Genomic DNA, 13177 nt, shown 5'->3' with positions numbered 1-13177 from the left:
TAAACCCATCACGAATAAGATAAAATGTCAGCATTACTCAACTATAAGCAGGAAGGCCAAGGCCAAACAGTTGTTTTGATTCACGGATTGTTTGGTAGTTTAAGTAATCTGGGTCTATTAGCCCGCGATCTTATTAAAGATCACACGGTGATCAGTATTGATCTGAGAAATCACGGCCTCTCTTTTCACTCAAACATTCATAATTACGCCGACATGGCAAAAGATGTGGCACAACTCCTACAACACTTAAATGTTGATCCATCTATTATTATTGGGCATTCAATGGGTGGAAAGGTCGCGATGACACTGGTGGACATTGCTCCAGAGCTCGTCAAACAGTTGGTTGTACTCGACATGGCACCTGTCGCCTACACAGCAAACCGTCACGACAATGTGTTTAACGGTTTACACGCCGTAATTAACGAAAAGCCAGCAAGCCGTCAACAAGCGATGGATATCCTAGCTCAACATGTTGAGATCGACGGTGTAAGACAATTTCTCTCTAAGTCACTATACAAAAATGGCGATAAAATGGACTGGCGGTTTAACGTACTGAGCCTTTTTGAGAATTACGCACAAATTATCGGCTGGCAGGAAATTGCCCCAACAGACATACCCACTCTGTTTATTAAAGGTGGTGATTCCGATTACTTAATGCCAGAGCACCAACCTGCGATGCAAAAACAGTTCAAACAAGCAAAAGCACATATTATCGCTAATACTGGCCACTGGCTTCACGCCGAAAAACCGGCTGAAGTAATGAGAGTCATTCGGAAATACATTTCGAGTTAACAAATTCGAAAAGCAACAATAGATTATTGAAATAACCCTTCTTGTAGTGCATTAACTTTACCGTTTAACAGTGGTATAGTGCGCCCAAGATTTTTCGGCATGAAGGACTAAAATGCTTTACGACTATATGGATATGCTCGAGTCTATTGGGCTCGATCTTCTTTTTGCTGCTATCTTCTTTTTCATCGGGATGGCGATAAAAGATGTGCTAAAGCAAGGCAATGTACCTGTTTTTGGTCGTCGTATTGTATGGTTAGTCCTTTTCCTAGGCTGTGCTGGCTTTATTGCAAAAGGTGTAATTCAGCTAACTTGGGAAGGCTCTGGGTTAGGTTAAACCCTTAGTACCATCGCCAATAACAAACAATGTAAAGGTATAGACTCTATGGCAAGTGTAGGTATCTTCTTCGGTAGCGACACAGGTAATACTGAAGCCGTTGCAAAGATGATTCAAAAGCAACTAGGTAAGCATCTAGTTCACGTTCAAGACATCGCGAAAAGCAGCAAAGAAGACATTGATAACTTCGATCTTCTTCTTCTAGGTATCCCAACTTGGTACTACGGTGAAGCACAATGTGATTGGGATGACTTCTTCCCTGAACTTGAGCAAATCGACTTCTCTACTAAGCTAGTGGCTATCTTTGGCTGTGGCGACCAAGAGGACTACGCAGAATATTTCTGTGACGCGATGGGCACGGTACGTGATATCGTTGAGTCTAAAGGCGGCACAATTCTTGGCCATACTTCAACAGAAGGCTACGAATTTGAAGCGTCTAAAGCACTTGTTGAAGGTGACGACAGCCAATTCGTAGGTCTATGTATCGATGAAGACCGTCAACCGGAACTGACTGACGAACGTGTTGAGAACTGGGTTAAACAGATTTACGAAGAAATGTGTTTAGCTGAGCTTGAAGGCTAAATAAATCGAATTATACAAAGACCTCCGGTTGGAGGTCTTTTTGTATATTTTCACAAAGCATCGGTGAGCACTTCCTCTTCGCGATACTGAGGTTTCTTTCTTACATAAAGCTTGCGTTGAACCTCTGAAACCACATTCCCCTGCTTATCTTTTACATGGGTAATAAATTCAGGAAAACACTTTTCTCCATTCCGTGTCATTTGATAAATGTTTTCTAGCATTCCTTCAGTGACCTCAAATTCTGCAAATAAATCACTTTGCCCTGGCTTAATAAAGTTAATACTCGCCTCTTTATCCAACACGTAATACTCCTCGCGTAGAATCCCCATCAGCATCAACGAGTAAATGGGATCAGTTAAAGAGAAAATACTGCCACCATACTGAGTACGATTGGCGTTTTTATTCCACCAGCGAAGTTTCAAACGCACCTTGACGGTACGAAAGTCTTCAGAAATATGTAAGATTTTAATACCAGCGCCCCAAAAAGGTGGCCAAATATTGAGTGCGAATTTTACAATTCCTGGTTTGTATATCTTCGCAAGTCGCTTATTCATCGCAGTCCGTGCCCTCTCTAAGCTCAATGTTACATAATTGTAACTGGTCAGATCTGTAATATAATCGACCTATTTCTAATTTACAAAAAGATTCTATTAACCCTTTGAAGTTCGTGGTTTAATGTTCTGAGCGCTTATCCTATAATGGTAGGAAGATTGAATTCTGTTAAATCGCTGCAGATGATCCAACGGGAAAGTATATGTCAGATAATAATCAGGCGCTGAAGGATGCGGGTTTAAAAGTAACCCTTCCAAGGCTAAAAATTCTAGAAGTACTTCAGCAGCCAGACTGCCAGCACATCAGTGCTGAAGATTTGTACAAAAAGTTGATTGATCTAGGTGAAGAGATTGGCCTAGCAACTGTTTACCGAGTTCTAAACCAATTCGATGATGCTGGTATTGTAACTCGTCACCACTTTGAAGGTGGTAAGTCAGTCTTCGAATTATCGACTCAACATCACCACGACCATCTAGTGTGCCTAGACTGTGGTGAGGTAATTGAATTTTCTGACGATCTTATTGAAGAACGTCAAAAAGAGATTGCAGCTAAGTACAATGTCACGCTAACAAACCACAGCTTATACTTGTACGGCAAGTGCAGTGATGGTGGTTGTAAAGACAATCCAGATGCACACAAACCAAAAAAATAACGGTTTGTTGATTTAAAATAAACGTCAGCTCATGCTGGCGTTTTTTGTTTCTGAGGGCGATATCTTTCAATAGCTGAATTGCCGTACCAACTTTTGTAAAGCGTCGATTAGACTTACCAATTCAAACCTTAATAAACATCATTGTTTTGCTTCCAAACCGAACATTTATCAAACGTCCCTCGTTCTTAAGCAACTCCCTACACTACCTATAACCGCCGCATTACGATAATGAGAATAAAAAAATGCCAGCATTTGCTGGCATTTTTATCGATTTTTGCATTAATCGAGATTATTGGTTCTCAATTTTTGCCCAAGTATCACGTAGGCCAACCGTGCGGTTGAATACTAGTTTATCTGCTGAAGAATCTTTCGAGTCTGCGCAGAAGTAACCCATACGCTCAAACTGGTAGCCTTTTTCTGCTTCTGCTGACGCTAAGCTAGGCTCTACAAAACCATTGATCACAACTAATGATTCAGGGTTGATTGTAGAAGCAAAGTCTTCTGCTGCACCCGGGTTTGGAACCGTAAATAGACGATCGTACAGACGGATTTCCGCTGGTAATGCTTTATCAGCTGATACCCAATGAATCACACCTTTTACTTTACGGCCATCAGCAGGGTTCTTACCTAGTGTGTCTGCATCGTAAGAACAGAAGATAGTCGTGATGTTGCCTTCGGAATCTTTTTCAACGCGCTCTGCTTTGATCACGTAAGCACCACGTAAGCGAACTTCTTTACCTAGCACTAAACGCTTGTACTTTTTGTTCGCCTCTTCACGGAAGTCTTCACGCTCAATCCACAACTCACGAGTGAATGGTACTTCACGCACACCCATCTCTGGTTTGTTTGGGTGATTAGCGACCGTCAAGTTTTCTACTGCACCTTCTTCAAAGTTTTCGATAACAACTTTAACAGGATCCAACACAGCCATTGCACGCGGAGCGTTCTCGTTTAGGTCATCACGAATACAAGATTCTAGTGAGCTAAACTCGATCATATTTTCTTGCTTCGTTACACCAATACGCTTACAGAACTCACGGATAGATGCTGGCGTGAAGCCTCGACGACGCAGACCTGAGACTGTTGGCATACGTGGGTCATCCCAACCGTTAACCAGTTTTTCAGTGACGAGTTGATTAAGCTTACGTTTAGACATCACTGTGTACTCAAGGTTTAAGCGACTAAACTCGTATTGATGCGGACGGCTTTCGATCGTGATGTTGTCCAGAACCCAGTCGTACAGACGACGGTTATCCATAAACTCAAGCGTACAGATAGAATGCGTAATGCCTTCTAATGCATCAGAGATACAGTGCGTGAAGTCGTACATTGGGTAAATGCACCACTTATCACCAGTTTGGTGGTGGGTAGCAAAACGCACACGGTATAAAACTGGATCGCGCATAACCATGAATGAAGAACCCATGTCAATCTTGGCACGAAGACACGCTTTACCTTCTTCAAATTCACCAGCGCGCATTTTTTCAAATAACGCTAAGTTCTCTTCAACAGAACGGTCACGGTATGGGCTTGGTTTACCTGGCGCCTTTAGCGTGCCACGGTATTCACGAATCTGCTCTGGACTTAGCTCATCTACATACGCTAAGCCTTTGTTAATCAATTCAATTGCATATTCGTAAAGCTTATCGAAGTAGTTTGATGAGTAACATACTTCACCACTCCACTCAAAGCCCAACCAGTTTACATCTTTCTTGATAGACTCAACGTATTCGATGTCTTCTTTTTCAGGGTTCGTATCGTCGAAACGTAGATTGCATTGACCCTGGTAGTCCTGAGCAATACCGAAGTTCAAACAGATAGACTTAGCATGACCGATATGCAGGTAGCCATTTGGCTCCGGCGGGAATCGAGTATGCACGCTAGTGTGTTTACCATCCGCTAGATCTTTATCAATGATCTGGCGAATAAAGTTTGATGGACGAGCATCAGCTTCACTCATCTATAGCACCTCAAAAATATTAGTATTGTCAGAGAAAACGGAACTCTGCATCCAAGTATGGTTTTGCAGAGTACATTGTTTCTAATGATCCACAATTCTAAGCAATTAGACAACAAGAACTCGCGCTAAAACGACAATATTTATCGAGTTAGTGCGAAAGCACAGCAGATTCAAAGTGCCAAAACAAAAAAAGACCTCCCGAGGGAGGTCTTAGTCAGATATCAGTTCGATGTAATTAAGGCAGTTTTACATTCGATAGGTCTTCATTAGCACCGATTGCTTTCATTTCGCCAGCAACGATTTCAGCTAGAGGACCAAGGATAACTTGAAGGTTGTTTTCACCAAGTTTAACCACACCTTTCGCACCCAATTTCTTCAGTACTTCCTCATCAGCGACTGAACGATCTTTTAGCGTCAAGCGTAGTCGAGTGATACATGCGTCGATTGAAGTTAGGTTGTCATGACCGCCAAGTACTTTTAAGTATTGGCGAGCTAGGTCACCACTTTTCTTCTCACCAGCAGGCGCTGCTGCTTCGCTGTCGTCATCTTCACGACCAGGCGATTTCAAGTTGAATGCGCGGATTGCGAAGCTGAATGTGAAGAAGTATAGAGCACCAAAGCCAAGACCAACTGCACCAAGTAGTAGCGGTTTAGTTGCTAGACCGTAGTTCAACAAGTAGTCAATTAGACCAGCTGAGAATGTGAAGCCGTGTAGCGTACCAAGCATGTTCGCAACAACAAGCGACAGACCAGTGAACACTGCGTGAATCGCGTATAGTGCAGGCGCTAGGAATACGAACATGAACTCTAGAGGCTCTGTGATACCAGTTAGGAATGAACAGAATGCAACAGAGAACAATGCACCACCAACTTGGCTGCGTTTCTCAGCAGGAGCCGCTAGGTACATAGCAAGCGCCGCACCAGGTAGACCGAACATCATTACTGGGAAGAAACCGTTCATGAACACACCAGCGCTCTTATCGCCGCCGAAGAAACGGTGTAGGTCACCAGATTTAACTGTTTCAGTTACTTCCTTCACTGTTGCAGTGATTTCAGGAGTGACAGAGTTAGCGAATTCAAATGTATGAGTTTGACCAGCCACAAGCGTTTTCGCTAGCGCAGGATCAACACACAGTTGTTGTAGAGCAGGAAGCGCTTGACCCGCAGCATTTGCACCAGTTACTAGCACTTCTTGACAAGACCCCATACCAAACCAGAAGAATGAGTTAAGTACGTGGTGTAGACCTACAGGAATAAGGGCTCGGTTCAGTGTACCGTAGATAAACTGACCAATAGCGCCAGAAGTTGAGATGCCATGAGCAAGCGCATCTAGACCACCTTGAATTGTTGGCCATACAATGCCACCAACTGCACCAGCAACTAAAGCGAATAGACCTGCCATAATCGGCACTAAACGTTTACCAGAGAAGAAAGCAAGCCACTCAGGAAGACGTGTAGCATGGAAAGCGTTGTAAGAGTGGCCAGCAATAATACCTGCGATGATACCACCAAAGAACGACATGTTTACTGATGCATCAATTGTTGACGCTGTCGCTGTCAGTACAAAGTACGCAACTGCACCAGCAAGGCCAGCTGCACCTTGACCGTCTTTAGATAGACCGATCGCAATACCAAGGCCAAACAACAATGGAAGGTTAGAAAAGATTGAGTTACCTGCTTGTGCCATAAATGCGATGTCAAAAACATCCGGCTGGCCCAAGCGCAGTAACAAGCCTGCGATTGGCAAAGTCGCAATAGGAAGCATAAGAGCTTTACCTAACTTCTGCGCGTATCCGAGAATATTCACCTTAAGTTCCCCCTATAGGATTAGATGTTATGTTGAATGACTTATTTCAGTCGTCCAATTTAGTCATCCTCAGTTTATGACATTAATTTTGCTCCGCAAATTAAAAGCTCACCGTTTGTGATCATAATCACCACAATTTGCCCTTTCGGAAGGTTTTTGCTAGCGAGATCATAAAACTTATTTTATTATACGAAAAAATGGCGTTTTAAAGATAATATTCTCGCACTTTATGCAAGGCAGAATCAGTGTTATTTTGGTATCTAGGCGGGTAAATCACTGTAACTTTGCTCTGAAAAAGAATCATAAAAAACCATACAATTATTACTTTTCAGTTAGTTACTATGACAATAACATCGATAAAACGCGACTTGCTGTATGTGACTCGTTATCTAATTCAGTGATACAAACTAAGTACCCATATGACTAAAGCAGTCTCCACTTAGGTAACGATATAGAAATTGAATTCTCATCTATAAGGACTAGCTGACTATGTACGCGCTAAGTAACTGTAAAATTTATACCGGTAGTGATGTTCTTACCGATCATGCGGTCATCATCGAAAACGACCTTATTCAATCTATTGTGCCGGTTGCAGAGCTACCTCAGGGCATCGAAGTGAAAGACCTCGCAGGCGCAAACCTAAGTCCGGGCTTTATCGACCTGCAACTGAATGGCTGTGGCGGTGTAATGCTAAACGATGCAATCACACCGGAAACCATGCAAATCATGCACGAAGCAAACCTCAAGTCCGGCTGTACTAGCTTCTTACCAACGCTCATTACTTCATCAGACGAAGATATGCGAACTGCAATTTCTGCCGCTCGTGAATATCATAACCAATATCAAAACCAATCACTTGGTCTACACCTAGAAGGCCCTTATCTTAACGTCGCGAAAAAAGGTATCCACAACGTCGATTTTATTCGCCCGTCAGATGAAAGCATGATTGATCTGATCTGCGCAAACGCCGATATCATCGCTAAAGTAACGCTTGCACCAGAGCAAAACGATCCAGAGCATATTGCACGATTAAAAGCAGCCGGCATCGTAGTTTCTATTGGTCATACAAATGCGACCTACGCCGAAGCGCGTAAAGGCTTTGAAGCAGGTATTACTTTTGCCACACACCTATTTAATGCGATGACACCTATGGTTGGTCGTGAACCTGGAGTTGTTGGTGCAATTTATGATACGCCTGACGTTTATGCTGGCATTATTGCTGATGGTTTCCACGTAGACTACGCAAACATCCGAATTGCTCATAAAATCAAAGGTGAAAAGCTTGTTTTGGTGACGGATGCCACAGCTCCAGCAGGTGCTAACATTGATCACTTTATTTTTGTCGGTAAGAAAGTATATTACCGAGATGGTAAGTGTGTTGATGAAAACGGCACACTAGGCGGCTCAGCTTTGACAATGATAGAAGCAGTTCAGAATTCAGTTGAGCACGCGGGGATCGCTTTAGACGAAGCTCTACGAATGGCCACGTTATACCCAGCAACTGCAATTGGTGTTGAGGATCGCCTTGGCCGAGTTCGAAAAGGGATGGTTGCAAACCTAACCATTTTCGATCGTGACTTCAAAGTAAAAGCGACGGTTGTTAACGGACAATACGAGCAAAATTAAGCATGAATGGCGGACAGATTGGTAATGTAGATTTAGTAAAACAGCTTAACAGCGCTGCGGTATATAGGCTGATTGATCAGCAAGGTCCTATCTCCCGTATTCAAGTCGCAGATGTGAGCCAGCTCGCACCTGCTAGTGTTACCAAAATAACCCGCCAACTTTTAGAGCGCGGCCTTATTAAAGAGGTCGCCCAGCAAGCTTCAACTGGTGGTCGTCGTGCAATCTCTCTGACCACCGAAGTCAAACCCTTTCACTCTATTGCGGTTCGTTTAGGTCGAGATTACGTACAATTTTGTTTGTACGATTTAGGTGGCACTGCACTTGCGGAAGATCAACACGAATTGCATTACACCAACCAAGCTGACTTGATCGCTGGGCTTATCGATTTACTTAAAGAATTCGTAAACCGTTGCGAAGACAAAATTGATCAGCTCATCGCAATTGGTATTACGCTACCGGGCCTTGTAAACCCAACAACAGGCGTAGTTGAGTACATGCCGAATACCGATATCGATAATCTGGCGCTGGGTGAAATTGTTGGAGAGAAGTTTAATACCGCATGCTTTGTTGGGAATGACGTACGTGGCATGGCGTTAGCGGAGCACTACTTTGGGGCAAGCCAAGACTGTCAGGACTCCATTTTAGTTAGCGTTCACCGCGGTACTGGCGCAGGTATTATCGTTAACGGCCAGGTTTTTCTTGGTTTTAACCGCAACGTCGGTGAAATTGGTCATATCCAAATCGATCCGCTTGGTGAACAGTGCCAATGTGGGAACTTTGGTTGCTTAGAAACCGTAGCAGCGAACCCAGCCATTATCCAACGAGTAAAACAACTGATTGCTCAAGGCTATGAGTCAAGTTTGACTGACCTTGAAAACATCACGATTGAAGCAGTGTGTCAGCATGCAATGGATGGTGACGAACTTGCAAAGCAGAGTTTAGTGCGAGTGGGTAACCAGTTAGGTAAAGCGATTGCAATTACCGTTAACTTGTTTAATCCTCAGAAAATTGTCATTGCGGGCGACATTACTGCCGCACAAGACATAGTCTTCCCTGCAATTCAACGCAATGTCGAAAATCAATCTCTCAAAACTTTCCATAACGACCTTCCTATCGTGGCTTCACACATTGATAAGCAGCCAACGATGGGCGCATTTGCGATGATTAAACGCGCAATGCTAAACGGAGTTTTGTTACAAAAGTTACTTGAAGACTAAGTTTATACAACTAATTGAGTTACAATCTCGGGCTGTGTTTTCACAGCCCGTTTTTGTATATCAGGAATACAGCTCAACAGTATGGAAATTATTCTAATTACAACAGCTTTTTTAGCTGGCTTTATTGCGCTTAAATGTAGCCTCCCTCCCCTCGTTGGTTTTCTACTGGCAGGATTTGGTTTGCATGCATTTGGCTATCAAAGCAATGACGTTATCGTCACTCTTGCAGATCTTGGTGTCACTCTTCTTTTATTCACGATCGGACTCAAACTTGATGTCAAAACGCTACTGTCCAAAGAAATATGGGGAGGAGCGACCGCCCACAACATACTGTCTACCGCTTTTTTTGCACTAGCGCTATCAGGTTTAAAACTACTGGGCTTAACTTCGCTCGCCAGTATGGATAGCGGTCAAATCCTACTTTTAGCGTTTGCACTATCGTTCTCCAGTACCGTTTTTGCCGTAAAAGCATTGCAAGAAAAAGGGGAAATGAACGCGACCTACGGCACACTCGCGATCGGTATCTTGGTTATGCAAGATATTTTTGCCGTGGTATTCCTGACTGCTTCAACCGGAAAAGTCCCAGAATGGTATGCCATTGGTTTGTTCGCATTGCCTTTCCTTCGTCCACTATTCTATAAACTGTTAGATAAAGTTGGCCACGGCGAAATGCTGGTGCTGTTCGGTATTTTCTTCGCGCTTGTTGTTGGGGCAGGGCTATTCGAACTGGTCGGAATGAAACCAGACTTGGGCGCGCTGATTTTAGGCATGCTACTCGCTGGCCACCCTAAAGCTTCAGAGCTATCCAAATCGCTATTCAATATGAAGGAGCTGTTCTTAGTCTGCTTCTTTTTAAACATTGGCTTGTCCGCTTCATTGAGCGTCAATGGCGTCGTACTCGCCCTACTATTTATCTTACTGTTGCCAATAAAAGGGCTTTTGTACTTCGTCACGATTAATCACTTTAAGTTTCGAGTACGTACCTCTTTGCTCGCCTCTTTATCGCTGTTCAACTACAGTGAGTTTGGCCTTATAGTCGCAGGGTTGGCCTATAAAATGGGCTGGATGCCAAGCGATATGCTCGCTGCGATTGCGGTTGCGGTGTCTGTGTCCTTTATTATTTCTGCGCCACTTAACCGCCTTAGCCACAAAATTTATCAACACTCCGGCAAGTGGCTGCAAGAGACAGCCGCAGAAAAGCTTAACCAGCGTGACCAACTCATTAACCCTGGGCATGCCCAGGTATTGATCTTAGGCATGGGTCGCATCGGGACAGGGGCCTATGATGAATTACGTGCGCGCTATGGCAAAATTTCACTAGGCATAGAAATTCGTGAAGATGCAGCACATCAGCACCGTTCAGAGGGAAGAAACGTGATCGCTGGCGATGCCACAGACCCAGATTTTTGGGAACGAATTTTAGATACAGGTCATGTCAAACTGGTGCTGCTTGCCATGCCCCATCATCAAGGTAACCAAACCGCACTTGAGCAGCTTAAACGCAGAAAATATAAAGGGCAAATAGCTGCTATCGCCGAGTACCCAGATCAGTTAGAAGGTTTGCTGGAAAGCGGAGTTGACGCCGCATTCAATATATACAGTGAAGCAGGTAGCGGTTTTGCTCGACATGTGTGTAAACAACTTGAACCTCAGTTCACACCAATAAAATAAGCAACCATACTAATATTTTTTAAAAGCCTTTCTATCAATAGAAAGGCTTTTTTGTATGGTTTTTATACCAAACCTTGATTCCATTCACCAAACCAGCCATTAAATTAAATAATATTTATACAACAAGGCTTTTTATCATTTTTATAATCACAAAACGTTGCTTTTTTTACTAGTAATGGCAAATTGAAGCCATACCGATTAGAAATTATTTAGTTTAGTAAGGATGTAGTATGTGTTCAGTATTTGGCATTTTAGACATTAAAAGCGATGCAGCCGCATTGCGCCCTATCGCATTAGAAATGTCGAAAAAACTTCGTCATCGTGGCCCTGACTGGTCTGGGATTTACTCTTCAGAGCGTGCTATTTTAGCGCATGAGCGCTTGGCGATTGTTGGTCTAAATAGTGGTGCACAACCGCTATACAGCCCTGATAAAAAGCTCATCCTTGCAGTCAATGGTGAAATCTACAACCATAAAGAAATTCGTGCTCGTTACGAAGGAAAATACGAGTTTCAAACCGATTCAGACTGTGAAGTCATTCTTGCACTGTACCAAGATATGGGTGCAGATCTCCTTGAAGAACTAAACGGTATTTTCGCTTTTGTTCTGTACGATGAAGAAAAAGACGAATACTTAGTCGGTCGCGACCACATTGGCATTATCCCTCTTTATCAAGGTCATGATGAGCATGGCAACTACTATGTTGCATCAGAGATGAAGGCACTTGTTCCAGTATGTAAAACAGTGAGCGAGTTCCCTCCAGGTAGCTACTACAGTTCAAAAGATGCCGAGCCAACGCGTTACTATGTTCGTGACTGGAACGAATACGCTGCCGTTCAAGGTAACACCACCAGCAAAGAAGAACTGACTGAAGCGCTAGAAGCAGCGGTTAAACGCCAACTAATGACGGATGTTCCATACGGTGTTTTACTATCAGGTGGTTTAGATTCATCCATCACCTCTGCTGTGGCTAAACGTTTTGCTGCAATGCGAATTGAAGACGATGAAAAGTCAGAAGCTTGGTGGCCACAACTGCACTCTTTTGCTGTTGGCCTAGAAGGCGCGCCTGACCTGAAAGCCGCTCGCGAAGTTGCCGACCAAATCGGTACCGTTCACCATGAAATGACTTATACAATTCAAGAAGGTCTCGACGCGATTCGCGACGTGATTTACCACATCGAAACGTACGATGTGACCACCATCCGCGCATCCACACCTATGTTCTTAATGGGTCGCAAGATCAAAGCGATGGGCATTAAGATGGTACTTTCTGGTGAAGGTGCAGATGAGATCTTTGGTGGTTACCTATATTTCCACAAAGCACCAAACGCGAAAGAGTTCCACGAAGAAACAGTACGTAAGCTGCTTGCTCTGAACATGTTTGACTGCGCGCGCGCAAACAAATCGCTAGCGGCATGGGGGGTTGAAGGCCGAGTACCGTTCCTTGATAAAGAGTTTATTGATGTTGCAATGCGCCTAAACCCAGCAGATAAGATGTGTGGCAACGGCAAAATGGAAAAACACATTCTACGCGAGTGTTTTGAGCATTACTTGCCAGAGTCGATCGCATGGCGTCAAAAAGAGCAGTTCTCTGATGGCGTAGGTTACAGCTGGATTGATACGTTGAAAGAAGTCGCAGAGCAAAAAGTGACGGATCAGCAGATGGAAACGGCTCAATACCGCTTCCCATACAACACGCCAACCACCAAAGAAGGTTACGTGTACCGAGAAATCTTTGAAGAGCTGTTCCCACTACCTTCAGCGGCTGAGTGTGTGCCAGGTGGTCCTTCAGTAGCTTGTTCATCAGCGAAAGCGATTGAATGGGATGAGTCATTCCAAAACTGTGTAGACCCGTCAGGTCGTGCGGTGCAAACCGTCCATAACGACGCTTACTAAGCGACTAAGTAGGGTGTCATGCCCTACCTAATCGGTAATCATCGTTGTTTTGCTAAGCTCGCTAAACAGCGTCCCACTGCTGGTGATCA

At 43.8% G+C, this 13177-nt stretch carries 11 protein-coding genes; 8 read left to right on the top strand and 3 right to left on the bottom strand.

The window, feature by feature from the left end:
- The first annotated feature begins 24 nt into the window (after window positions 1–24).
- The 3 genes from B7360_RS10015 to fldA all read left to right on the top strand — a co-directional run bounded on the left by B7360_RS10015 (window position 25) and on the right by fldA (window position 1708).
- Window positions 25–792 (top strand): alpha/beta fold hydrolase, encoded by a 768-nt coding sequence (locus B7360_RS10015; protein WP_085343425.1) that lies wholly within the window; start codon window positions 25–27, stop codon window positions 790–792.
- A gap of 112 nt (window positions 793–904) precedes the next feature.
- Window positions 905–1126, top strand: coding sequence for a DUF2788 domain-containing protein (locus B7360_RS10010; protein WP_005393038.1), 222 nt, complete (start codon window positions 905–907; stop codon window positions 1124–1126).
- 48 nt (window positions 1127–1174) lie between these two features.
- Window positions 1175–1708, top strand: a complete 534-nt coding sequence (gene fldA, locus B7360_RS10005) for a flavodoxin FldA (RefSeq protein ID WP_005393040.1) — start codon at window positions 1175–1177, stop codon at window positions 1706–1708.
- Between the two features lie 50 nt (window positions 1709–1758).
- Here the strand turns inward: fldA and B7360_RS10000 are convergent, their stop codons facing one another.
- Window positions 1759–2262, bottom strand: coding sequence for a DUF4442 domain-containing protein (locus B7360_RS10000; RefSeq protein WP_085343424.1), 504 nt, complete (start codon window positions 2260–2262; stop codon window positions 1759–1761).
- Between the two features lie 200 nt (window positions 2263–2462).
- Between B7360_RS10000 and fcrX the strand changes: the two genes are divergently transcribed.
- Window positions 2463–2912 carry a ferric iron uptake transcriptional regulator FcrX gene (gene fcrX, locus B7360_RS09995; RefSeq protein WP_005382141.1) on the top strand — a complete coding sequence of 150 codons (450 nt, stop codon included), beginning with the start codon at window positions 2463–2465 and terminating at the stop codon, window positions 2910–2912.
- 289 nt (window positions 2913–3201) lie between these two features.
- Here the strand turns inward: fcrX and glnS are convergent, their stop codons facing one another.
- A complete protein-coding gene (gene glnS, locus B7360_RS09990) occupies window positions 3202–4872 on the bottom strand; it encodes a glutamine--tRNA ligase (RefSeq protein ID WP_085343423.1) in 1671 nt (556 codons plus the stop codon).
- Window positions 4873–5107: 235 nt separating this feature from the next.
- Window positions 5108–6679, bottom strand: coding sequence for an N-acetylglucosamine-specific PTS transporter subunit IIBC (gene nagE, locus B7360_RS09985; RefSeq protein WP_085343422.1), 1572 nt, complete (start codon window positions 6677–6679; stop codon window positions 5108–5110).
- 489 nt (window positions 6680–7168) lie between these two features.
- On the opposite strand from nagE, the gene nagA reads away from it, so the two are divergent.
- The 4 genes from nagA (at window position 7169) to asnB (ending at window position 13088) form a co-directional block, all read left to right on the top strand.
- Entirely contained in the window at window positions 7169–8305 is a 1137-nt protein-coding gene (nagA, locus tag B7360_RS09980; protein WP_047009534.1) for an N-acetylglucosamine-6-phosphate deacetylase, read from the top strand.
- A gap of 2 nt (window positions 8306–8307) precedes the next feature.
- Window positions 8308–9522 carry an ROK family protein gene (locus B7360_RS09975; protein WP_005393050.1) on the top strand — a complete coding sequence of 405 codons (1215 nt, stop codon included), beginning with the start codon at window positions 8308–8310 and terminating at the stop codon, window positions 9520–9522.
- A gap of 81 nt (window positions 9523–9603) precedes the next feature.
- Complete coding sequence (locus tag B7360_RS09970) at window positions 9604–11193, top strand: cation:proton antiporter family protein (protein ID WP_006742714.1); 1590 nt, start codon at window positions 9604–9606, stop codon at window positions 11191–11193.
- A gap of 230 nt (window positions 11194–11423) precedes the next feature.
- The gene (asnB, locus tag B7360_RS09965) at window positions 11424–13088 is read left to right on the top strand and encodes an asparagine synthase B (protein WP_005393054.1); all 1665 of its coding nucleotides are present in this window, start codon (window positions 11424–11426) and stop codon (window positions 13086–13088) included.
- Window positions 13089–13177 lie beyond the last annotated feature (89 nt).

Source organism: Vibrio sp. ArtGut-C1, assembly GCF_002105475.1.
Lineage (GTDB): Bacteria > Pseudomonadota > Gammaproteobacteria > Enterobacterales > Vibrionaceae > Vibrio > Vibrio diabolicus.
This window is presented reverse-complemented; position numbering and strand designations above follow the sequence as displayed.